General features: G+C 66.3%; 22 protein-coding genes and 1 pseudogene. 5 read left to right on the top strand and 18 right to left on the bottom strand.

All coding sequences use genetic code 11. The features are described from left to right. From VSO01S_RS14315 to VSO01S_RS14295, 5 genes are read right to left on the bottom strand one after another with little or no spacing between them, the layout of a single operon-like run. Positions 1–375 (bottom strand): hydroxyisourate hydrolase, encoded by a 375-nt coding sequence (locus VSO01S_RS14315; RefSeq protein ID WP_084241873.1) that lies wholly within the window; start codon positions 373–375, stop codon positions 1–3. A gap of 59 nt (positions 376–434) precedes the next feature. Continuing rightward, on the bottom strand, positions 435–1,187 hold the full coding sequence (locus VSO01S_RS14310) for an enoyl-CoA hydratase/isomerase family protein (protein WP_084241872.1): 753 nt from the start codon (positions 1,185–1,187) through the stop codon (positions 435–437). Then, on the bottom strand, positions 1,184–2,461 hold the full coding sequence (locus VSO01S_RS14305) for a CaiB/BaiF CoA transferase family protein (RefSeq protein ID WP_068643489.1): 1,278 nt from the start codon (positions 2,459–2,461) through the stop codon (positions 1,184–1,186). The genes VSO01S_RS14310 and VSO01S_RS14305 overlap by 4 nt, the downstream gene beginning before the upstream one ends. Next, positions 2,458–3,429 carry a Bug family tripartite tricarboxylate transporter substrate binding protein gene (locus VSO01S_RS14300; RefSeq protein ID WP_068643488.1) on the bottom strand — a complete coding sequence of 324 codons (972 nt, stop codon included), beginning with the start codon at positions 3,427–3,429 and terminating at the stop codon, positions 2,458–2,460. The genes VSO01S_RS14305 and VSO01S_RS14300 overlap by 4 nt, the downstream gene beginning before the upstream one ends. Continuing rightward, positions 3,426–4,199: a TetR/AcrR family transcriptional regulator gene (locus tag VSO01S_RS14295; protein ID WP_068643487.1), complete on the bottom strand. Its 774-nt coding sequence runs from the start codon at positions 4,197–4,199 to the stop codon at positions 3,426–3,428. The genes VSO01S_RS14300 and VSO01S_RS14295 overlap by 4 nt, the downstream gene beginning before the upstream one ends. Before the next feature lie 128 nt (positions 4,200–4,327). Here VSO01S_RS14295 and VSO01S_RS14290 point away from each other — a divergent pair, with 128 nt between their 5' ends. After that, entirely contained in the window at positions 4,328–5,992 is a 1,665-nt protein-coding gene (locus VSO01S_RS14290) for an acyl-CoA dehydrogenase family protein (protein ID WP_174544734.1), read from the top strand. Positions 5,993–5,996: 4 nt separating this feature from the next. Here the strand turns inward: VSO01S_RS14290 and VSO01S_RS14285 are convergent, their stop codons facing one another. Continuing rightward, positions 5,997–6,704, bottom strand: coding sequence for a glutathione S-transferase family protein (locus VSO01S_RS14285; protein WP_068643485.1), 708 nt, complete (start codon positions 6,702–6,704; stop codon positions 5,997–5,999). Between the two features lie 101 nt (positions 6,705–6,805). Here VSO01S_RS14285 and VSO01S_RS14280 point away from each other — a divergent pair, with 101 nt between their 5' ends. Continuing rightward, positions 6,806–7,717, top strand: coding sequence for a LysR family transcriptional regulator (locus VSO01S_RS14280; RefSeq protein WP_068643484.1), 912 nt, complete (start codon positions 6,806–6,808; stop codon positions 7,715–7,717). Here the strand turns inward: VSO01S_RS14280 and VSO01S_RS14275 are convergent. From VSO01S_RS14275 to VSO01S_RS14250, 6 genes are all read right to left on the bottom strand, one after another. After that, positions 7,714–8,133: a GFA family protein gene (locus VSO01S_RS14275; protein ID WP_068643483.1), complete on the bottom strand. Its 420-nt coding sequence runs from the start codon at positions 8,131–8,133 to the stop codon at positions 7,714–7,716. The genes VSO01S_RS14280 and VSO01S_RS14275 overlap by 4 nt on opposite strands. 14 nt (positions 8,134–8,147) lie before the next feature. Then, entirely contained in the window at positions 8,148–8,615 is a 468-nt protein-coding gene (locus VSO01S_RS14270; protein ID WP_068643482.1) for an SRPBCC family protein, read from the bottom strand. Positions 8,616–8,617: 2 nt separating this feature from the next. Next, positions 8,618–8,932, bottom strand: coding sequence for an ArsR/SmtB family transcription factor (locus VSO01S_RS14265; RefSeq protein ID WP_068643481.1), 315 nt, complete (start codon positions 8,930–8,932; stop codon positions 8,618–8,620). Positions 8,933–9,084: 152 nt separating this feature from the next. After that, on the bottom strand, positions 9,085–9,705 hold the full coding sequence (locus VSO01S_RS14260) for a YdeI/OmpD-associated family protein (RefSeq protein ID WP_068643480.1): 621 nt from the start codon (positions 9,703–9,705) through the stop codon (positions 9,085–9,087). A 21-nt stretch (positions 9,706–9,726) separates the two neighbouring features. After that, positions 9,727–10,227, bottom strand: coding sequence for an SRPBCC family protein (locus VSO01S_RS14255; RefSeq protein WP_068643510.1), 501 nt, complete (start codon positions 10,225–10,227; stop codon positions 9,727–9,729). After that, complete coding sequence (locus VSO01S_RS14250; protein WP_068643479.1) at positions 10,217–10,561, bottom strand: ArsR/SmtB family transcription factor; 345 nt, start codon at positions 10,559–10,561, stop codon at positions 10,217–10,219. Before VSO01S_RS14250 ends, VSO01S_RS14255 begins: the two co-directional genes overlap by 11 nt. A gap of 116 nt (positions 10,562–10,677) precedes the next feature. Between VSO01S_RS14250 and VSO01S_RS14245 the strand changes: the two genes are divergently transcribed. Together VSO01S_RS14245 and VSO01S_RS14240 are read left to right on the top strand one after the other, a co-directional pair. Then, positions 10,678–11,310 (top strand): LysE family translocator, encoded by a 633-nt coding sequence (locus tag VSO01S_RS14245; protein ID WP_068643478.1) that lies wholly within the window; start codon positions 10,678–10,680, stop codon positions 11,308–11,310. Between the two features lie 33 nt (positions 11,311–11,343). Beyond that, a complete protein-coding gene (locus VSO01S_RS14240) occupies positions 11,344–11,802 on the top strand; it encodes a putative immunity protein (RefSeq protein ID WP_068643477.1) in 459 nt (152 codons plus the stop codon). Between the two features lie 46 nt (positions 11,803–11,848). Here VSO01S_RS14240 and VSO01S_RS14235 read toward each other — a convergent pair whose 3' ends face one another. The 5 genes from VSO01S_RS14235 to VSO01S_RS14215 form a co-directional block, all read right to left on the bottom strand. After that, a complete protein-coding gene (locus VSO01S_RS14235) occupies positions 11,849–14,521 on the bottom strand; it encodes an endo-1,4-beta-xylanase (RefSeq protein WP_068643476.1) in 2,673 nt (890 codons plus the stop codon). Between the two features lie 94 nt (positions 14,522–14,615). Then, positions 14,616–15,893 (bottom strand): TRAP transporter large permease subunit, encoded by a 1,278-nt coding sequence (locus tag VSO01S_RS14230; protein ID WP_068643475.1) that lies wholly within the window; start codon positions 15,891–15,893, stop codon positions 14,616–14,618. Then, positions 15,890–16,492 (bottom strand): TRAP transporter small permease, encoded by a 603-nt coding sequence (locus tag VSO01S_RS14225; protein ID WP_068643474.1) that lies wholly within the window; start codon positions 16,490–16,492, stop codon positions 15,890–15,892. Before VSO01S_RS14225 ends, VSO01S_RS14230 begins: the two co-directional genes overlap by 4 nt. Before the next feature lie 28 nt (positions 16,493–16,520). Then, on the bottom strand, positions 16,521–17,735 hold the full coding sequence (locus VSO01S_RS14220; RefSeq protein ID WP_068643473.1) for a fumarylacetoacetate hydrolase family protein: 1,215 nt from the start codon (positions 17,733–17,735) through the stop codon (positions 16,521–16,523). Between the two features lie 97 nt (positions 17,736–17,832). Beyond that, complete coding sequence (locus tag VSO01S_RS14215) at positions 17,833–18,855, bottom strand: TRAP transporter substrate-binding protein (RefSeq protein WP_068643472.1); 1,023 nt, start codon at positions 18,853–18,855, stop codon at positions 17,833–17,835. 182 nt (positions 18,856–19,037) lie between these two features. On the opposite strand from VSO01S_RS14215, the gene VSO01S_RS14210 reads away from it, so the two are divergent. After that, positions 19,038–20,036, top strand: coding sequence for a LysR family transcriptional regulator (locus VSO01S_RS14210; protein WP_068643470.1), 999 nt, complete (start codon positions 19,038–19,040; stop codon positions 20,034–20,036). 266 nt (positions 20,037–20,302) lie between these two features. Here VSO01S_RS14210 and VSO01S_RS26750 read toward each other — a convergent pair. Continuing rightward, a pseudogene (locus VSO01S_RS26750) lies at positions 20,303–20,493 on the bottom strand (transketolase family protein); the annotation flags it as partial.

Raw genomic sequence — 20,493 nt, 5'->3', positions numbered from 1 at the left:
TCAGGCCGCGCCGCGGAAGCAGGACAGGCCCCAGGGCGTGAGCTTGACCGGCAGGTGGTAGTGGTGCGTGAGGTCGGCCAGGCCGAAGCGGAACACCTGCACCTCCATGAAGGCCGGCTCGGGCAATTCCTGGCCGCGCTTGCGGTAGTAGTCGCCCACGTGCAGGCGCATTTCGTACACCCCGCGCTCGAAGGCCTGGTCATGGCTTTCGATGCCGTCCACCACGCCATTGCGGCCCACCTTGCCCGAGACCATGGGTGCCCACTGCTCGGGCTTGCCGCCTTCGCCGGCCACCCGGCGAAGCACCTCGACCTTCATGCCCGTGGCCACCACACCGTTGGCCACGTCCACCACGTGAATTGAAACAGCTTGCATCCTTGCCTCTTCGTCTCCGAGCGCACCGCGCCTTGGGGACGAACTGTAGTGGATTGCGGCTATCGGTTCGCGGGTGCGGCGTTCGCTGGCATGGCTGCTGTGGGCCTGGCCAGCGCGTCGAAGCGCGCGCAGGCGGCCAGCCACTGGTCCGCTGGCATCTGCAGCGTGGCCGCCCGCATGGCGGACTTGATGCCGGCCACGCCCTGGGCAGGGTGGCTGCCGATGGTGCGGGCCATCGCCTGCGCACGCGCCACCACTTCGGCATCGGCGACCACTTCGGTCGCCAGGCCCAGGCGCAGGAGTTCGGCAGCAGGCATGCGCTCACCCAGCAGGCACACGCGCGCGGCCACCGCCTCCGAGTGGCGCAACGCCAGCCATGCCGCATTGCGCGGTGCGGCCATGCCCAGGGCGACCTCGCCCACCTGCAGGAAGGCCGATTCGCCGCACACCATGAGGTCGCCCGCCAGGGCCAGGGCCGCGCCGCCGTTGATGGCATAGCGCTCCAGCGCCACGATCCAGGCCTTGCGGCTGGCGAGCAACTGGGTGTGGACCCGGTCCCACAGGGCCGGAAACTTCGCCACCCAATCGGGCGTGGGCTGTTCGCCGAAGGCCTTCAGGTCCAGGCCCGAGCAGAAGGCCGCATCGGCACCGCGCAGCACCACGGCGCGCACATCGTCGTTGCGCTCCAGTGCGTCCAGCGCTTCCTGCATGGCCTGGGCCAGGGTGCCTTCGATGGCGTTGCGGCGCTCGGGGCGGTTGAGCACCAGCTCTGCCCAGCCGCCATCGTGCACATGGGTGAGTGCGGCGCTCATCGAATGGCTCCTTGCACCGCCGCGGCCTGCGCCGGCGGCAAGCCGGCCGCGCCCGCGGCAAGCAGCTGCGCAATGTCGGCCGGGCCGTAGCCGCACTCCTGCAGCACCTGGCCGGTGTGGGCGCCCAGCGGTGGTACTTCCGGTGCGCCCGGCGTCGCTTGTGCATCCGCCAGGCTGAAGGGCAGGCCCGGCAGCTCGACCTGGCCGCCCGCGCCGTCGCCCACGGGCTGGAACAGGCGCATGGCCTGCACGTCGGGGCTCGCCATCACCTGCGCGTAGTCGCGCACCACGCCGACCACCACCTGGTGCCTTTCGAGCAGGGACTGCGCTTCGGCGCCGCAAAAGCCGCCCAGCGCCTCCTGCAGCGCGCCGATGAGCGCGGCGCGGTTTTGCACGCGCGCGTTGTTGTCGGCAAAGCGCGGGTCCGTCGCCAGCTGCGGCCGGTCGATGGCCTGGCACAGGCGCCGCCAGTGGTCTTGCAGGTAGGCAGAGATGACGATGTAGCCGTCCTGCACCGCTATGACGTCGGCGGCCGGCGCCACCAGCGGTTGCGCATTGCCGTTGCGCGCCGGCAGCTGGCCGGTGAGCTGGTACTCGGCCAGGATCTGCGCCTGCATCGCAATGGCCGAAGCCAGCAGCGAAGTCTCGATGGTCTCGCCCCGGCCGGTGCGTGCGCGGCGCAGCAGCGCAGCCAGGATGGCGTTGGCGGTGAACGCCGCGGTGCTTGCGTCGGCCACCGGAAAGCCGGTCTTCAGCGGGTTGCCGCCGCGCTCGCCGGTGATGGCCATGACGCCGCTCTCGGCTTGCGCCGCAATGTCCAGGCCAGGCCGCGTGCGCGACGGCCCCTGCGTGCCGAAGCCGGAAATGGAGACGTGGATCAGTTCGGGCTTTTCCGTGCGCAGGCTGTGCGCATCCAGCCCCAGGCTTTCCATGACGCCGGCGCGCACGTTCTGCAGCACCACGTCGGCACCCAGGGCAATGCGCCGTGCCGCCGCCAGGCCTTCGGGCCGGCGCATGTCGAGCACCACCGAGCGCTTGCCGCGGTTGTAGGCCAGGAACAAGCCGCTGCGCCAGCCGGTGGATTCGCTCACGCCGAAGTGCCGGCCGTTGTCGCCATGGGCGCTTTCGATCTTGACGACGTCGGCGCCCAGGTCGGCCAGCGTCTGCGTGGCGCCGGGGCCGGCGATGAACTGGCCGAACTCGACCACCTTCACGCCCGAGAGCGGCCGGTCGTCCGTGGGCGGCGCAAGGAAGGCCGGTGCAGCGGCGCTCATTGCTCGGCCTTCACGCCGGCGGTCTTGGCCACGGCGGTCCACCGCTTCATTTCCGAGGCGAGCAGCTGGCCGAATTCCTCGCCGCTGCCGCCTGCCGTGCTCATGCCCAGGCCGTTGAAGGCATCGGCCACTTCCTTGGTCTGCAGCACGCGGTTGACGGCGGCATTGATCTTGTCGAGCACGGGCTTGGGCGTCTTCGCGGGTGCCATCAGGCCGAGGAAGCTGGCGGCGTCCAGGTCCTTCACGCCCGATTCGCGTGCGGTGGGCACGTTGGGCAGCCCGGGTGCGCGTGCGGTGCCTGGCGTGACGATGCCAGTGAGCTTGCCTTCCTTGATCAGCGTGCTGGTGATGCCGGCCACGTCGAAGGTGAGCGGCACGTCGCCGGCCATCACCGCCTGCGCAGCGCCGGCCGAGCCCTTGTAGGGCACATGGTCCAGGCGCAGCTTGTAGCGCTGGGCCAGCAGCTCGCCCCACAGCTGGGTGAGCGAGCCCGCGCCAGGGCTGGAGTAGGGCACCGGATTGCTCTGGCTGCGGATCCATTCGATGAGTGCCGGCAGGTCCTTGGCCGGCAGCTTTGGGTTGGCCGCCACCAGGATCGGCATCCACGCCAGGTTGGCCACCGGCGCCAAGTCGCGCATCGGGTCGTAGGGCGAGGGGATGCCGGTCGCGCTGTTGGTGACCAGCTGCGCGGCGACGACCACCAGCGCATAGCCGTCGGCAGGCTGGTTCACCACGTAGCCGGTGCCGATGGTGGCCGATGCGCCCGGTTTGTTGTCGACGATGACGGGCTGGCCCAGTTCGGCAGACAGGCCCTTGCCCACGATGCGCGCCACCGCGTCGGTGGGGCCGCCGGGCGTGTAGGGCACCACGATGCGGATCGGGCGGGCGGGGTAGTCGCCCTGCGCGTGGACCGCCAACGGAACGAGCGCGAGCGATGACAGCAGCGCGGCGGCCAGCAACTTCTTCATGTCTTGTCTCCGGTGATGTGGGGGGAATCCGCTTCTTGTCGTGGGGGAGCGGCGGTGTCGTCATGCGCCTGCAGCCGGGCGCGCACCTGCTGCGAGACGGGCGCGCCCAGCGCGCCGGCCACCATGTCGATCAGGTTCTCGATGGCGCGCTGCAGGTCGAAGCCGCGCTGGCGCTTGCTGCGCCGCGTGCCCATGCGCTCGTAGTCGGCCAGGCTGAACATGATGAAGCTCACGTTGGCCAGGTAGCGCTGGCGCAGCAGCAGCTCGGGCATGTCGGGCAGGGCGAGCTGCAGCTGCTCGAAGATGCGGCGAAAGCCCCGGTCTTCCTCTTCGCGGGTGGAGGCGGCCAGGTCGACGTCGGGGTGCATTTGCGCGGCGGCCAGGAAGCGGTTGTAGGTGTCGCCCCGCCCGCCCACCAGCCGCGCGGCCAGCGGCCACACGATGGCTTCGACCAGTGCGCGCAGTTCGAGGTGCCGCCCGGCGTTGAAGAGCTGGTCGATGTAGTCGTTGCGCAGCGCGTTCACCTCGGCCATGCCGCTGTGCAGGATGGCCTCAATCAGCGCTTCCTTGGAGCCGAAGTGGTAGTGCAGGGCGGAGTTGTTGCGCTGGCCTGCCTCGCGGGCGATCTCGCGCATCGACACGCCGTCGATGCCGCGCTCGGCGAACAGGCGCTGCGCGGTGTTGAGCAGGACGTCGGCGCCGCCCTGCGCGGGGCTCGCGGTGGTGGCGGCGCTCTGGCGCTTGAGCTTGCCCGGGATGCCGGTGGACATGGGTGCGTGTCTCCTTCGCGTTTGCATCGATTCTGGAAGTCGCGAAGTTTTAAGTCAAGTGATTTACAGGTAATAAATCAACTGATTTAATGAGGACTTCCACCAACGAAGAGGCAACGAGGTCACGCATGTCCGCTCCCGCTACCAGCACCACGCACGAGGTCTTCAACCAGCCCACGCCCTATGGCGGCTACAACTTCTTCGAGCGCGACGTCGCGCTGCGCCAGGCGCTGGCGCGCGAAAGCGCCGGCTGGGCGGCGCCGCGGCTTTCGGCCTTTGCGCAGGAGCTGGGCGATGCCGACATGCTGCGGCACGGCTACCTGGCCAACCGCCATGCGCCCGAGCTGCAGACGCACGACAACTTCGGCCACCGCATCAACGAGATCCACCTGCATCCGTCATGGCACGAGCTGATGCGCACCGCGCGCCGCCACCAGGTGCATTCGCTGCCGTGGACCGATGCGCAAACCGGCTCGCATGTGGCACGCGCGGGCATGAGCATGCTGATGGCGCAGGTGGAAAGCGGCGCGCTGTGCCCGCTGCACATGACCTACGCCGGCGTGCCCGTGCTGCGCAGCAACCCGCAGCTGGCCGCGCAGTGGGAGCCGCTGCTCACCTCCACCGGCTACGACCCGCGCTACAGGCCCGCGGCACAGAAGGGCGCGGCGCTCATCGGCATGGCCATGACCGAGAAGCAGGGCGGCTCCGACCTGCGCGCGAACACCACCGTGGCGCAGCCGACCGCGGAACCGGGCGTGTACGCCATCACCGGCCACAAGTGGTTCTATTCGGCGCCCATGTCCGACTGCTTTCTGACCGTGGCGCAGGTGGCGGACCAGCCGGGGCGCATCTCGTGCTTCCTGGTGCCCTTCTGGCTGCCGGACGGCACGCGCAACCGCTTCTCGATCATGCGGCTCAAGGACAAGCTGGGCAATCGCTCCAACCCGTCCAGCGAGATCGAATACAACGGCACGCTGGCCTGGCTGGTGGGGGAGGAGGGGCGCGGCATCCGCACCATCATCGAGATGGTCAACCTCACGCGGCTGGGCTGCGCATCGATTTCCACCGGCATCATCCGCCAGACGCTGTTCCGCGCGCTGCACCATGCGCAGCAGCGCTCGGCCTTCGGCGCCAAGCTGGTCGACAAGCCCTTGATGAGCAATGTGCTGGCCGACCTGGCCATCGAATCCGAAGCCGCCACCACCCTGCTCATGCGCCTGGCCGGCAGCGTGGACCGCGCCAACGCGGGCGATGCCGGCGAAAAGCGCTTCGCCCGCGCCGCGACCGCCATCACCAAGTACTGGCTGGCCAAGCGCGCCAGCCCCAGCAGCTTCGAGGCGCTGGAGTGCCACGGCGGCTACGGCTACATCGAGGATTCGTACATGCCGCGCTTCTACCGCGAGGCGCCGGTGCAGAGCATCTGGGAAGGCAGCGGCAACGTGATCTGCCTGGATGTGCTGCGCGCCATGGACCACGACCCCGAGGTGCTGGAGCCGGTGTTCGCAGACATCGCCTTGGCCAGGGGCCAGAACGCGCACCTGGACCGCACCGCCGACTGGCTGCGCAGCGCCACGGCCGACCGCACGCAGATGGAGCCCATGGCCCGCCGCATCGTCGAGAAGCTGGCGGTGTGCCTGCAGGCCTCGCTGCTGCTGCGCCACAGCACGCCGGGGGTGGCCGATGCCTTCTGCGCCTCCCGCCTGGGCGGCGACTGGGGGCAGGCCTTCGGCACGCTCAACGCGAGCGTGCCCTTTGCCGGCATCATCGCCCGCGCGTGGGGCGAGGCGGGCTGAACGACTAGCCGCGAAGCACTTCTTCCAGCGGAACAAGCCCCTTCATTGCGCCGCTGCCGGCGGCCGGCTGGCCGTCTTCCACCGCCAGTGCGAAGCGAAAAGCCGGGTCGGCCTCGACGCGCTGGCGCAAGGCCTGGATGCGCGGATAGTCGCGCGGATCGATCGCCTGGTGGAAGTCCGCCCAGCGCGCCACGCCGGCGAACACTGCGTCGGCCAGCGAGGGCTTTCTGCCCAGCAGGTAGTCGCCGTCGCCGATCATCGCCTCGAGCTGTTCGTGCCGCTTGGCGACGAGGCTGCGGCCGAACTTGCGCAGCGTTTCTTTCTCGCCTTCGGTGGCGTCCTCTGCTTCGAATGCGACCCACAAGTTGGTGTAGGCGGACGTGAAGCCGGTGTTGAGGAAGGCGATGTACTGATGCAGCCGATCGGCCTCGGGCGTGCCGGGCTCGAAGCTGATGCGGCGTTCGGTGTCGCGCGCCTCCAGCCACAGGGCGATGGCCATCGTCTCCGTGAGAACGCGGCCTTCGCCGGTGATGAGCACGGGCGTTTCCACCCTGCCGTTCAGGCGCTTGTAGGGCTCGGTGCGCATCTCCCCGAGCATGTCCACGCGGGTGATGCGGTAAGGCTGGCCGAGCCATTCGAAAGCCGTGACGAGCCCTGCCGAACTGCCCAGGGGGAAGCCGGAGGTGATGATGGGTTCAGATGCTGGATTCATTTCATTGCCTGGGTTGTTGACGGTTCGATGAATGTATGCACGTGGACGTTGGTCGTGAAGACGGCTAAATTCAGACTAAAAGTCCACGCATATAGACATTCATGCTGAATCTCAACGACCTGCATTTCTTCGCCCAGGCGGTCGACAGCGGCGGTTTCGCGGCGGCGGCCCGGCGTCTGGGCTGCCCGAAGTCGACGGTCAGCAAGCGGGTCGCGACGCTCGAAGCAACGCTTGGCGTGCAGCTGCTGCATCGAAGCTCACGCAGCTTCGTGCTGACCGAGGTGGGGCGCGATGTGTATGACCATGCCCGCGCGGCCATGATCGAAGCGGAGGCCGCCGAAGCAGTGGTGAACCGGCGGCTGGCGGAACCCAGCGGCACGGTGCGCATCACGGCATCGGTGCCGACCGCGCAGTTTCAGCTGGCCGATCGCCTGCCCGTGCTGGCGCGCAGGTATCCGAGGCTGCGCGTCCAGTTGCATGTCACCGACCGCTTCATCGACCTGGTGCAGGAGGGCTTCGACATCGCGGTCCGCAGCCACTTCGCGGCGCTGCCCGATTCCGAACTCATCCAGCGGCCCATGCATGAAGAGGACATCACGCTGGTGGCTGCGCCGTCGTACATCGCCCAGGGCGGCGAGCCCGCCACGCCGGAGGATCTGGAAGACCACAGCGGCCTGATGACCAGCCTGGCGATGAAGCCCTGGCGATTGAGCGATGCGACGGGGCGCACGGTGGAAGTCGCGCCGCGGCCGCAGTTTCATGCCGACGAATCAGTCGCGTTGATGCGGGCGGCGGAAGCGGGGCTCGGCATTGTCTGCCTGCCCGAATCGATCTCGGCTCAGGGCGTGCGGGACGGGCGCCTGGTCCAGGTGCTGCCGGCATGGACGGCCGGCAGGGTGAGGACGACCATCCTCACGCCGCACAAGCGCGGGCAGCTTCCGGCCGTGCGCGCGGTGATCGATTTCCTTGCGCAAAAGGATGCGGCCGGCGCGCATCCATCAGCGGCGCACTAGGCAGTCGGCATGCGCTCGAAAGCCTGCAGCGCGGGGTCGATGGAATCCCACGGCAGGCCGCGCACGCGAAACGTCAGCGCCTGCGGCTCGAAGCGGCGAGGCTCGTCCAGGCTGGCGGCCGGCACCGCGATGAACTGGGGCGCGTTGGCAAAGCGCAGGTACACCGGCGTGCCGCACACCGGGCAGAAGGCGTGGCGCTTCATGTTGCCGTTGTCGGCCGCCACCTCCCAATGCGCGGCCTCGCCGGTGATCGCCATGTCGGCGCTGTCGGCAAAGGTCAGCCACGAGCCGTGTCCGGTGCCGCTTCGCCGCTGGCAGTCGCGGCACTGGCAGTGATTCTGGAAGATGGGTGCGTGCGGCGTGGTGTAGCGCACGGCGCCGCAGGCGCAGCCGCCGGTGTAGGGCTGGTGGGCCATGTGCAGGCTCCGGTTCAGGCGGCGGCCTTGGGCTTGGCGAAGACGTCGATGCCCTGGCCCGTTTCGAGCAGCGACTTCAGGCTGGACAGCACGATGGGCCAGCCCTGCTGGATGCCCTTGGCCATGCCACTGCCGGCCTCGAGTTCGTCGTGCGTCACGGTCAGGCGCACCATCTCGTCATACGGTGCGATGTCGAAGCTCACGCGGCTGTAGCCGGCCGGGTCGTCGGCGCGCGACGGATCGGCCCAGGTGATGACCAGCCGCGTGGGCGGCGACACCTCCACCACCTTGCCCACCAGCTGCACCTGGCGCTGCGCATCCGCGCGCACATGCTGCCAGCCCGAGCCGGGCTTCCAGTCGGACACGTTCTCGTGGCCCCAGTAGCGCCGTGCGATCTCGGGCTGCGTGATGGCGTCGAACACCTTCTGCGGCGTCGAGCGGATGTAGGTCACGTAGACGAAGCTCGTCTTTTCCTGGCTCATGCTCAATCTCCTTCGAGTTGCTTCTTCAGGTCGTGCAGCAGGGCGAGCCGCTGACGTTCGAACTTGCGCACCCACCGCTCGTAGACCTCGTGCAGCGGCACCGGGTTGATGAAGTGCAGCTTTTCGCGGCCGCGCCAGACGGTGCTCACCAGGTTGGCCGCCTCCAGCAGCCCGATGTGCTGGGTGACGGACTGGCGCGCCATGTCCAGGTGCTCGCAGAGCTCGCCCAGCGTCTGCCCGTTCTTTTCGCAGAGCAGGTCGAGCAGCTTTCTGCGGGTGGGGTCGCCCAGTGCCTTGAAAACCTTGTCTGCGTCCATTCGATCCGTTCGTGCGTGCAGGCATGATATGCAGGTAAATGCCTGCGTGTCAAGCAAGCGTCGGCCAGAGGATGGCGACGCGGCGAAGCTGGGGGAGGGCGAAGTTGCGGATCGGGCTCACGGGCCAGCGCTGCTGGCCCGCGGCCGAACGCTCACTGCTTGGCGTACTTCCAGAAGCGTCCCTTGCCCTCGGCAATCCAGGACAGCGCTTCCTCGATGCGCTTGTCGCGCGTGGCAGCCGTCTTCGCTTCGCCGATCCAGAGCTTGTATTCCTTCTGGAAGGATGGCGACTTGCTGTCGAAGATCTTCTTCACGGCCGGGTTGCCTTGCAGCTTTTCGTCAAAGGCCGCAGGCATCTCGGCTTCCTTGGGCGTGGTGGGCTTGCGTGCCGGAAGCTTCACGCCTTGCTCATTGAGCGCCATGGCCTCCTGGATCCAGGCTTTGAGCTGCTGGTCGGATGGGAGGTCTGCAGCACTCGTCACCTTGCCCATGAATCGCTTCGCGGCCGGGACGCTGTCGTTGGCCTTGAGGCGCGCATCGCTCATCAGCGCGTCCTTGTAGAACGTGAAGGAGCAGTGCGCCTTGTACGCAGCAAAGATGCACAGGATGTCGCCCTTATAGTCGAAGTGCGGGTTTCCCCATTTGATCTCTTCGACCACCTCCGGGCATGTGGCGTGAATGAGCGCGCGAAGATGGGCGAAGATGGGTTTGGCAAAGTCTTCGGCCTGGTCGGCATACGCATCGACCTTGGGATTGTGTTTGGGGGCGGGCATCGGTGTCGGCTCTTTCAATGCTCAGTTGAGTTGCAGGAGCAGTTCGTCCAGGCGCTCCAAGGTCGAGGTCAGGCCTTCCTTCATGCCCATCTGCATGACCTGCTCGAGCGCTTCGGCCGACGCGTACGAAACCACCGTCTGCACCAGGGTCTGCGTTGCAGCGTCCGAGAAGGTGACATGCCAGGTGGACCGGGGAAGCGCGGGGTTCAACGCGCCCGTGTCGTCGCAGAAACCGTCGAGCGCGGTGTAGCTGTCGATCGGATGGATCTTCTGGTAATCCATGCGGCCCCAGTATTCCTGGCCGCTGGGCTCGACCATGGCGTAGAGCCAATGCCCGCCCTCCTTGAACTCCATGGATCTGGTCTTCGTGGTCAGGGGCTTGGGCGCAAACCACCGGTCGAGGAGTTCGCTCCTGGTGTAGCAGTCCCAGACCAGTTGCCGCCTGGCAGCGAAGCTTCTCTTGATCGTGATGGTGTTCTTTTCCTTGTCGACCAGGAAATCGAATTGAACGTCAGCTTTCACCTTCTTCACCTTTCAGGGTAGTTAGCAAGTTGTCGAGGTTTTCAAAGCGGCTTTGCCAGGCCGCGCGTTGCTGTTCGAACCACTTTTCGGCAACGCTCAGGTTTTCGCGCCGCAGCCGGCAGGTGCGTACCCGGCCCACTTTTTCCGACGCGATGAGTCCGCTGCCTTCGAGAACCTTGATGTGCTTCAGGAATGAAGGCAGGCCCAGGCCGAAGGGTTCCGCCAGATCCTTGATGGAGGCGGAGCCCTTGCCGAGCCGCGCAATCACCGATCGCCGGGTGGGATCGGCCAGTGCGTGGAACACGTTGTCGAGCACCGGGGAATAGTTTTCCATGTGGCGAACTATATCGTGATAGTTCTCCGGTTGGCAAACTATTTTGAGGTAGGCCTTTTCATGCCAGGCCAGCCACAATCTGGTGACCCATGGAAACCCCACTGCTCGCACACGCCATGAACCTCACGACCCTCTCGGTCTTCGCGCTGGTTGCCTTGGTGGCTATTGCAACGCCCGGGCCGACCGTGTTGCTCGCGCTGGCCAACGGGTCGCGCTATGGCGTGCGCCGGTCCCTTCCCGGCATGTTCGGCGCCGTCATGTCCGACTTCGTGCTGGTCGGCGCCGTCGCGCTGGGGCTTGGCGCCTTGCTTGCTGCATCGGAGTTCTGGTTCTCCGTCGTCAAATGGGTGGGCGCGGCCTACCTCGCGTGGATCGGCCTGCGGCTGCTGCGCTCGAACGGCGCGCTGGACCTTTCGCAACCGGGCGCGGACATCGGCGATGCCGCCGCGCGACGCGTCTTCGCGAAGTCGTTCCTGGTCGCCGTCACCAACCCCAAGGGGTACCTGTTCTGTTCGGCATTGCTGCCGCAGTTCATCGACGCAGCCGCGCCGCAATGGCCGCAGTACGTCGTGATTGGCCTGGTGTTCGCTGGGCTGGACTTCGCCGTCATGCTGGGCTATGCCATGGTCGGAGCGCGGGCCGTCAGGCTGCTGCGCCAGCGGGCAGTGCGCTGGTTGGACCGTTCCTGCGGTGCGGCGTTGTTGACTTTGGCCGGCTCGCTGGCGTTCTACCGCCGAAGCGCGAGCTAGCGTCGATCCAAGTCCGGCGATGTGTGTCGTGCCGTGAGCGATGCAGTTCTTCTGGCCCTGCAGAGCCATGAATCTTCTGCGCAGTATGAAGCGTTGAAGTTCGCATTTGCGTGCGAATGTGCTGCGCGCGTCCGCCACTTGCTCGAGGATGAGCGTGTCATTCGCTGCCTCGACATCCTGGCGGCATACGTCAAGGGCGAGGCGGATCGCGGCGCGCTCGATCAGGCAGCGGCCGAGGCCATGGCCCTGGCCAATCGGCATCAAGGTTCCCGATCTTTGGACGGCGTGGGGCACGCAGCTGTATCGGCAAGCTATGCCGTGGCCAATGCACTGGCCGGCCGGGCTGTGCAGGCGGCAGACTACGCCGCGTATGCCGCGGTCTACGGTGCCGGAGGATATGGCGCAGTCTGCGATCCCGAGTCATTCGCCGCCGAGAGGGATTGGCAGCGCACGACACTGGAACGCATCGCGAACGCTCTCGCCACTCGATGAGCAGTCCCGCCGAGCGAGACGCCCATCGGTGTGAGTCATCAACTCGCTACGGCACGCTTCTGCTGAACGGAAAAGCGATCGACATCTCCGCCGGCGCGGGCTCAGCCGTCAGCGGTGGCGTTGCATTGCCCGGCTCGTAGGGCTCGATGTCGTAGGCGTAGAGCTTGACACTCGTGCCCTCCTTGGAACTCTTCGCCTGCATGGCGACGAACCCGCCAACGGACCCCTGCCGCTGGCTGATGGCGTTCCCGGCGTCCCGGTTCGGCGTCTGGCCATCGGCCACTTCCTTCAGAACGTGATGTTGCTTGGCGCCGTCCTTGTCGGTGTACAGGAACATGGTCATCTCGCCCGTCTTCGGGTCGATGGGCGTGTTGAACCAGACCGCCTGATCCAGCGCTCTTTCCGCGATCTGCGAACCCTCCTGGCCATTGGTCTGCCGCGAGATCAGCGAATGCTGGCCCGCCACGACGGTGCCAGCCGCTCCGTTGCCCCTGAACACGACATGCGGATAAGCATTGGTGCCATGGATGAAGCTTTGCATCGTGTGCCCTTCCTGGGCCGCATACGGTCCTGCGGCGGGGCTCTTCGCCTCCTCGAAGACGAACTTGAGGTTGTCCTGGGCCAGGGCCGGCTCACTCGGGGGCGCATTCGAATTGCGCAATGGCACAAGGATGTTGCCGCGGAGGATGACAGGTGTGCGCGACAGCGATTCGGGCGAGGCCGTCGTCGCGGGCTTGCTTCTGTTGGTCAAGGCCGCGGCCTGCGTCTGTCCGTTGAAGGCAGACTCCCCGGACACGACCATGTACGTCCTCCCGGGCTCGATTCTCGTGACGAGTCGCCAGGCTTTCTCGGTCGCTGCATGCTTGTGCAAGCGCAGTCCGAATGGGCTGGCGACCGGATCTCGCGGTGACAGGACGAGCGTGCTGCGGCCATGCTTGGGCACAGGCCTCGTTTCCGCAACGCCGGACGCTCTCGCGATGCCGTCGCTCCCATAGGCGGTCGTGTACTGCTTGAACGGGGTCATGCCGTCACTGAAGCGAACTTCCGCATAGGACAGCGGTGCTTCCAGCGCGTTGGCGGCATCCATCCACCCGACCGTCATCTTGCCGAAGGACAGGACGAACGTCGCCGTGTTCTCCGCATAGGTCGTTGCCGGTGCGGGCCCCCTCGCGCTCACCGTCACATGGCAGGGCTTGCCGGGCGTCACGGCGCAGTCGGGCGGGTTGAACTTCATGCTCTCGACGGCAAACCCCGCGGGCAGGGAGACGTTGCCGGCGTTGAAGACGACGTTCTTCGTTTCAACCGGCACGTTGATGTCAAGCATCGCCCGAGCGTTCTTGCCGCCCCAGGTCCTGGCCTTGAAGGTTTCTCCGCCATAGTTGAAGGTCGCGGTGACCCCATTCGGCGGCAAGCCTGCATCGATGAGGTACTGCTCCGGGTTCGTGGTGGCCCAGTACGCCTCCTTGGGGCGGCCGACGCCAGACCACGGATACCCGTTGGTGTGATAGCCCGGGTCCGTCATCCCCCACCAGGTCACCCGGTGCACGCCCCCCTTGTATTCGGGGTGGCGACCGCCCGGGCCGGCGGCGTACTCCTTGAGCAGGCTGAAAAGCTTCGCGTACTGGATACCCTGCTCCATGAACAGGGCGTCCATTTCAGGGCCGTTCTGAATCCGTTGGCCTTTGTCCAGACCCAGGGTCGGCGCGAGATCCAGTTCGGTCAGGTCGACATTCGCCCCGGTTTCGAGATAGGTCTTGATGGTCCTCTCGAAGGCGTCCAGATTGAGCCGCATGTCCCAGTGCCCCTGCGTGCCGATGACGTCGATCAGCGGCCTGGGCTTTCCTTTGGCATCCAGGAGGATGCGCCCTTTGCCCGCGGCCGATTCAGCCGCGTACCGTTCATTGAACTCCTTGACCATGGCGGCGATCGCCGTGGCCTTCGAGGCCCGCTCGTTGTCGTTGAAGTCGTTGTAGTTCAGGATCGCGGTCGTGTTCTGGCGCGCGTAGTAGAAGGCGTCATACATGTACTCCCAGCTTTTCCCGCCTTTGGCATAGGCCTGGGCCCATCGGGACGGCCGCTCTTCGGGGCTGTAGCCGGTTCGCAGGGCGTTCCTCCAGTCGGCGGGGTTGTCGGGGTTGTCCTTGAACGCTTCGTTGACGACGTCCCACGAGTACGCCTTGAAGGGTTCCCGATCGAAGTGGCCGGCCACGGTCCGGATGTAGTACTCCAGGTTGGTCTTCGCCGTTGCGTAGTCCCACGGCGTTTCCCACCCGCCAGTCGAAGTCAGGACGTTCGGGGCGGGCCATTGGCCCGACTGGTTGTGCCAGAGCAGCACGTGCCCGGTGACCTTGACGCCGCGCGCATTGGCCGCGCTGATGTCAGCGTTGATGCCCGAGGTCAGGTTGGTGAGGAAATTCGGGGTTGGATTGCTCGCCCCGCCATTCCAGAAGTCCGGCTTCATCGCGTTGCTGGGCGTTACCGCGTTGAAGTGTTTCAAGGTCATGGCGGCGACCGAGTTTTCGCCTGGCACCACCTCGGCGCCGAAATTGCGCGCGTCGAGATTGGTGCTGCCGATCAGGAAGTAGTTCTTGTACACATCCTTCAGCGCCGGCCAATCGGCGGGGTTCGCTGGCCGATCAGCCGCCCAGGCGGCGTTCGCGATCACAAGTCCGGTTGGCAGAGCAATCAGAAAGCTCTTGATGTCAAGTTGGCTGAACATGATCCCAATCCTTTCAATGGTTTCGACGGACGATCGGTAAGTTCTCGTTGCGCGACTCCTGGACAACGCGTTCGGCGGGACTGCGCCCTGGGCTTCAATAGAACCAGCGCAGCGGCGCCAGCACCGTCTGCGGGAAGATGATCATGACGAACATCACCGCGAACTGGGCCGCCATGAAGGGCAGCACCCCGAGCGTCACGTCGTCCATCTTCATGCGGCCGACGCCGGCCACCACGTTGAGGATGGTGCCCACCGGCGGCGTGATCAGGCCGATGGAGTTGTTGATGATGAACAGCACGCCGAAGTAGACCGGGTCGATGCCGGCCGCCTTGATCAACGGCATCAGCACCGGTGTCATGATCAGGATGGTGGGCGTCATGTCCATGGCCGTCCCCACGAGCATCACCAGCAGCATGATGGCAATCAGCAGCAGCGTCTGGTTGTCCAGCAGCGGGCGCAGAAGCTCCACCGTCTGCGCCGGCAGGTTGGCGACCGTGACCAGCCAGGCAGACACCATGGCCGCGGCCACCAGGAACATCACCACCGCCGTGGTACGGGCCGCCGCGACGAAGATGCGGAACAGCGCCTGCAGCGACAGCTCGCGGTAAATCACGGTGGCGACAAACAGCGCGTAGACGGCTGCGACGACGGCCGCTTCGGTGGGCGTGAACACGCCCATGCGCAGGCCCACCAGGATGAACACCGGCAGCATCAGCGCCCACACCGATTCGCGTGCGGCGGCCCAGACTTCGGCGCGCGTCTTGCGTTGGGGCAGTGCCAGCGTCTCCTTGCGGCCCACCCACCACCAGGTCAGCGCCAGGCCCAGGCCGATCATGATGCCGGGGAAGATGCCGGCGATGAACAGCTTGCTGATCGACACATTGGCGGCGACGCCGAAGATGACGAAGCCGATGCTGGGCGGAATGATGGGACCGATGACACCCGACGCCGCGATCAGTCCGCCCGACACCTCCTTCTTGTGCCCAGCCTTGATCATCATCGGCAGCAGCAGCGCCGTCAGCGCCGCGGCGTCGGCCACGGCCGATCCCGACAGCGCCGACAGCAGGCAGGCCGCGAGGATCACGACATAGCCCAGCCCGCCCTTGACGTGGCCGACGAGCGCCAGCGCGAAGTTGACGATGCGCTGCGACAGCCCGCCGACGTTCATGATCTCGCCGGCGAGCATGAAGAAGGGCACCGCCAGCAGCGGGAAGCTGTCGGCACCGTTGATGAAGTTCTGCGCCAGGATCTGCGCGTCGAACAGGTCCAGGTGCCACATCAGGGCCACGCCGCTGGCCAGCAGGGCGTAGGCGATGGGGATGCCCAGCGCCATCGAGCCGACGAGGCTGCCCAGGAAGATGAAAACGGTCATGAACGGGCCCCCTTGGGCGCGCCGCTGGAAAGGTTGACGTGGAGCAGGTCCCGCTGTGCGAGCTCGGCCTGAAGGTTGTCGAACTCGGCCTGCTCTTCCGATTCCTTGACCATCACGAGTTCGGCTTCGCGGATGTGGCCGGTCAGCAGACGCATGAGCTGCAGCAGCAGCAGGATGCCGGCGCAGGCCGAGAAGACCACGCCCGATGCGTAGAAGATGGCCATCGGCGCGCCGGTCACCGGCGCCTCCATGTCCAGGTTGAGGCGGGCCTGCTGCCAGCTGCCGGCCAGGAACAGCCAGGTCACGTACAGCATCAGCAGGTGGCCCAGCAGCATGCACGCCTTCTTGCCGGCCACCGGCAGGCGAGACACCAGCATGTCGGTGCCCAGGTGCCCGCCTTCCTTCAGCGCGGTCACCGCGCCCAGGAAGCACAGCCAGACGAACAGCCAGCGCGAAACTTCTTCGCTGACCGCAATGCCAGAGTTGAAGACGTAGCGCAATACGACGTTGCCGAACACCAGCACCACCATCACGGCAAGTGCTGCGGCGATCAGCACGTCGATGGCACGGCAGAACCGATCGATGGCGGCGTCGATCATGGCCCTGTCCCGATGAGGTGCCCGGCCGTCACAGCCGCGCGCCCTGCAGCAGGCCGCGGTCGGCCAGGTTGCCGATGAGCGCACGCAGGCCGAAGCGCCAGGGCGGCGCGGCCTCGCAATGCGTCACTCGGTTGCGCAGGGTGCCCAGCCAGTGGCTGTGGATGGTGACCACGTCGCCCAGCTTGTGGGTGAAGCCGCCGCCCGGCTCGTCACGGTCTTCGGTGGGCGCGAACAGCGTGCCCAGGAACAGCATGAAGCCGTCGGGGTACTGGTGGCAGGCCAGCGTCTGCGCCACCAGGTCGACCGGGTCGCGGCTGATGCTGGCCATGGTGTTGATGCCGCGCAGCGTGTAGCCATCGTCGCCGGTCACCTGCAGGTGCACGGTCTCGCGGCGCAGCTGGTCCAGGCCGAAGTGGCCGTCGAACAAGCGGATGAAGGGGCCGATGGCGCAGGACGCGTTGTTGTCCTTGGCCTTGCCCAGCAGCAGCGCGCTGCGGCCTTCGATGTCGCGCAGGTTGACGTCGTTGCCCAGCGCCGCGCCGACGATGCCACCGCGGCTGTTGACGGCCAGCACCACCTCGGGCTCGGGGTTGTTCCAGGTCGATTCGGCGCGGATGCCGATGTCCTGCCCATGCCCCACCGATGCCAGCACCGGCGCCTTGGTGAAGACCTCGGCATCGGGCCCGATGCCGACCTCCAGGTATTGCGACCACAGCTTCTTCTGCTGCAGCAGGTTCTTCAGCGCCTGTGCCTGGGCCGAGCCGGGGCGGATGTCGGACAGGTCGGTGCCGATCAAGGACGTGACCTGGCTGCGCAGCCCTTCTGCACGACTGGGGTCGCCGCCGGCCTGCTCCTCGATCACGCGTTCGATCAGGCTGGTGGCGAAGGTCACGCCGCCGGCCTTGACGACCTGCAGGTCGCAGGGCGCCAGCAGCCACGGCACGGTCGCGTCCTGGCCTTCCGCCTTGCTGTTGTCGAGCAGCGCATCGATGCTGCACAGGTACTCTCCGGCAACCGAACGCACGGCTTGCGCCGGATCGTCGGCCTCCAGCAGCGTGCTCATGGTGGGGAAATGCCTGCTCAGATCGAACACGCCATCGGGGCGCAACACCACCACGGCCGGGCCGGCGGGCGTGCCGGGGCGCCAGACACGACCCACGAGCGTGCCGGCCAGGCCGTCCTGCGGCAGCACCTGGTGCAGGCCATCGGTGCGCGCCGGCATGGCCGTGGTCGTTGCAGTCATTCAGTTTTCCTTTGGTGTGGTCGGTGGTGTGGCGAGGTGCGGCCGAGGTGGACGTCGTGAATGGAAGGCGGCCGCGCCGCCTCCCACGAGAAGTGAACTACTTCTTGGCTGTCGTGGCGCCGCCGCGCACCTTGGCCAGTTCGGCATTCATTTCGGCGGTGGTGTCCTCGCCGAACTCCTTGCTGAACTTGGCCAGCACCGGCTGCAGCTTGGTGCGCATCCTGGCCTGTTCGGCCAGCGGCAATTCGGTGATCTGCATGCCGGCCTTCTTCAGCTGAGCCAAGGCCGTGTCGGAGAATGCCCGGATGGTCTTGCGTTCGTACAGGGTGGCTTCGCGCGCTGCGTCCTGCACGATCTTCTGTTCCTCGGGCGACAGGCCGTCCCAGGTCTTCTTGGACATCAGCAGCACCCATGCGCTGTACATGTGTCGCGACAGCACCAGGTGCTTCTGCACTTCGTAGAACTTGCTGGCCAGGATGGTGGCCGGCGGGTTCTCCTGCCCATCCACCGCACCCTGCTCCATGGCCGAATACAGCTCGGTGAAGGGCATGGGGGTCGCATTGGCGCCCAGTGCGTTGAAGGTGTCCAGGAACAGCGGGCTCTGGATGACGCGCAGCTTCAGGCCGCTCAGGTCATCGGCGCGCTGCACCGGGCGACGGGAGTTGGTGACGTGGCGAAAGCCGTTCTCCCAGAAGCCCAGTCCGATCAGGCCCTTTTCGGGCAGCTTGGCCAGCAGCTTTTGCCCGAAGGGGCCATCCAGCACTGCATCGGCTTCCTGCTCGTTGTTGAAGGTCAAGGGCAGGTTCAGCACACCGAAGGGCTTGATCAGCGACACCAGCGTGGAGCTGTCGGGAACGGTCATCTCCAGCGTGCCGCCGCGCAGCGCCGAGGTCATGCTGATGTCATTGCCCAGCGAGCCGCTGGTGTAGACGCGCGCCACCAGCTTGCCGCCGCTCTTGTCCGCCAGCTGCGCGGCAAAGTACTTCAGGGCCTGCGCCTGCGGATGGTCTTCGCTCAGGCCGATGCCGACCTTGAACACGTGTTCCTTGATCTGCGCCGAAGCGGGGGCGGCCAATGCGGCGAGCAGCGCTGCCGCCAAGCCTAACGATCTGATTTTCATGATGTCTCCGGAATGGGAATATGCGGGGTGCGACGACCTTGCCGCGACGCGCCGGCTCTCTGCGAAGCCGTACTTGGTGGACCCGAAGGCTAGGTGACGGCCCCCTGCCGGTCCACTGACTTTTTCGCTAGCATCCATTCCAAATGCTTATGAGTTCAGGCCAAACCTCTGGCAGACCCCTCATGCTGGCGCAGGTCTCGCGCCTGCGTTTCCGGCATCTGCAGTTCCTCGACATCCTGGGAAAGACGCGCAATTTGCGCATGACCGCCGAGCAGATGTACATCACGCAGCCGGCAGCCACCAAGGTGTTGATGGACATCGAGGAAATGCTGGAAGCGCGCCTGTTCGATCGCCTGCCGCGCGGCATGCAACCGAATGAGCTGGGACTCTTCACTTTGCGCTATGCGCACTCGACACTGGACGGCCACCGCAAGTTCGTGGACGAGTTCAGCACCCTGAAACAGGGTGGGCACGGCCATTTGTCAATCGGCGCCATCTCGGGTGCGGCGGCGCATCTGCTGATTGCCGCAGTCGCCGAGCTGCAGCGCCTGCGGCCGCTGCTGGTGGTGAAGGTGCTGGAACAGAGCAGCGACCAGCTGATCGAGTGGCTGGCCGAGCGCAAGATCGACGTGATGATCGGCCGCTTCACCGACGAGTCTCATCGCGACCAGTTCCATTACGAAAACCTGACCGGTGAAGGGTTGCAGATCGCCGCGGGCGCGCACCATCCGCTGCGCGGACCGAACCCCCCGGGGCTCAAGGAGTTGTCGAACTGGCCGTGGATTCTGTATCCGACCTCCACGGCGCTGCGCAAGGTGTCGGACGACATCTTCCGCAGCACGGGCCTGTCGCTTACCTCGGGCATCGTCGAGACGCCGTCGTTTCTGTTCGCGCTGGAGCTGATGCAGAGCACGACCATGCTGTCGCTGCAGCCCGCCGCGCTGGTGGACAAGTACGTACGGCGCGGGCTGCTGACGCGCATCGCGGCCGAGCTCCCCAACCGCATGCCCGACTTCGGCCTGATCACGCTGCAAGGCGAGCCGCCCAGCACGGCCGTGCGGGCGTTCGTGGACGTGATCCGCAACATGGCGGACCACGGGGCCGAAGCGGCATTGGCCGCCGACAGCGCGACGCCCGGTGTCAGGCCCAAGCCACGGGGGCGCGCGTCTTCTCGCTGTTGACCAGACGGTGGAGGCGCGGCCAAAACCTGACATTTCCTCACGCCCTCTTCGCTGCCAGATGACCCGCAAGATTCGGACGCATCACAGAGCACTTCCCTTGCGAAGGCCTTTGGCTTCTGGGCCGTCGAAGTGCCGGCGACGTGGGCGTGGCCACATGTGGCTACGGCTGCTTTTCCGCCAGACCATCGCTGCACACAAGCCAAGCCTGAAAGGCAGAAATCAGCAATGACATCTGCTTCACAGCGATAGCGGTTTTCGACCCCCGCTCAGACGAGCCAGCCCTTGATGCGCGAGCCCAGCGCCTCGCGACTGATGCCGTACCGATCGTGCAATGTGGGCAGCGCACCGGCGTCGAGGAACGCATCCGGCAGGCCGGCAAGCTGGAAGCCCGCGGGCTGCACCTTATGGCGCAGCAGCGCGCTGGCCACCGCTTCTCCCAGTCCTCCGACCACTGAGT

It is taken from the genome of Variovorax soli NBRC 106424 (genome assembly GCF_001591385.1).
Lineage (GTDB): Bacteria > Pseudomonadota > Gammaproteobacteria > Burkholderiales > Burkholderiaceae_C > Variovorax > Variovorax soli.
Note: the sequence above shows the minus strand (reverse complement) of the source record. Positions and strands in the feature narration are given on the sequence as shown.

Coding starts and splice junctions, on each gene's coding strand:
- VSO01S_RS14270 (WP_068643482.1), bottom strand. CDS start 8,615: ATGAGCCAGGAAAAGACGAGCTTCGTCTACGTGACCTACATCCGCTCG.
- VSO01S_RS14220 (WP_068643473.1), bottom strand. CDS start 17,735: ATGACTGCAACGACCACGGCCATGCCGGCGCGCACCGATGGCCTGCAC.
- VSO01S_RS14265 (WP_068643481.1), bottom strand. CDS start 8,932: ATGGACGCAGACAAGGTTTTCAAGGCACTGGGCGACCCCACCCGCAGA.
- VSO01S_RS14305 (WP_068643489.1), bottom strand. CDS start 2,461: ATGAGCGCCGCTGCACCGGCCTTCCTTGCGCCGCCCACGGACGACCGG.
- VSO01S_RS14290 (WP_174544734.1), top strand. CDS start 4,328: ATGTCCGCTCCCGCTACCAGCACCACGCACGAGGTCTTCAACCAGCCC.
- VSO01S_RS14235 (WP_068643476.1), bottom strand. CDS start 14,521: ATGTTCAGCCAACTTGACATCAAGAGCTTTCTGATTGCTCTGCCAACC.
- VSO01S_RS14260 (WP_068643480.1), bottom strand. CDS start 9,705: ATGCCCGCCCCCAAACACAATCCCAAGGTCGATGCGTATGCCGACCAG.
- VSO01S_RS14315 (WP_084241873.1), bottom strand. CDS start 375: ATGCAAGCTGTTTCAATTCACGTGGTGGACGTGGCCAACGGTGTGGTG.
- VSO01S_RS14295 (WP_068643487.1), bottom strand. CDS start 4,199: ATGTCCACCGGCATCCCGGGCAAGCTCAAGCGCCAGAGCGCCGCCACC.
- VSO01S_RS14230 (WP_068643475.1), bottom strand. CDS start 15,893: ATGACCGTTTTCATCTTCCTGGGCAGCCTCGTCGGCTCGATGGCGCTG.
- VSO01S_RS14225 (WP_068643474.1), bottom strand. CDS start 16,492: ATGATCGACGCCGCCATCGATCGGTTCTGCCGTGCCATCGACGTGCTG.
- VSO01S_RS14280 (WP_068643484.1), top strand. CDS start 6,806: ATGCTGAATCTCAACGACCTGCATTTCTTCGCCCAGGCGGTCGACAGC.
- VSO01S_RS14275 (WP_068643483.1), bottom strand. CDS start 8,133: ATGGCCCACCAGCCCTACACCGGCGGCTGCGCCTGCGGCGCCGTGCGC.
- VSO01S_RS14310 (WP_084241872.1), bottom strand. CDS start 1,187: ATGAGCGCCGCACTCACCCATGTGCACGATGGCGGCTGGGCAGAGCTG.
- VSO01S_RS14250 (WP_068643479.1), bottom strand. CDS start 10,561: ATGGAAAACTATTCCCCGGTGCTCGACAACGTGTTCCACGCACTGGCC.
- VSO01S_RS14215 (WP_068643472.1), bottom strand. CDS start 18,855: ATGAAAATCAGATCGTTAGGCTTGGCGGCAGCGCTGCTCGCCGCATTG.
- VSO01S_RS14210 (WP_068643470.1), top strand. CDS start 19,038: ATGCTGGCGCAGGTCTCGCGCCTGCGTTTCCGGCATCTGCAGTTCCTC.
- VSO01S_RS14300 (WP_068643488.1), bottom strand. CDS start 3,429: ATGAAGAAGTTGCTGGCCGCCGCGCTGCTGTCATCGCTCGCGCTCGTT.
- VSO01S_RS14245 (WP_068643478.1), top strand. CDS start 10,678: ATGAACCTCACGACCCTCTCGGTCTTCGCGCTGGTTGCCTTGGTGGCT.
- VSO01S_RS14285 (WP_068643485.1), bottom strand. CDS start 6,704: ATGAATCCAGCATCTGAACCCATCATCACCTCCGGCTTCCCCCTGGGC.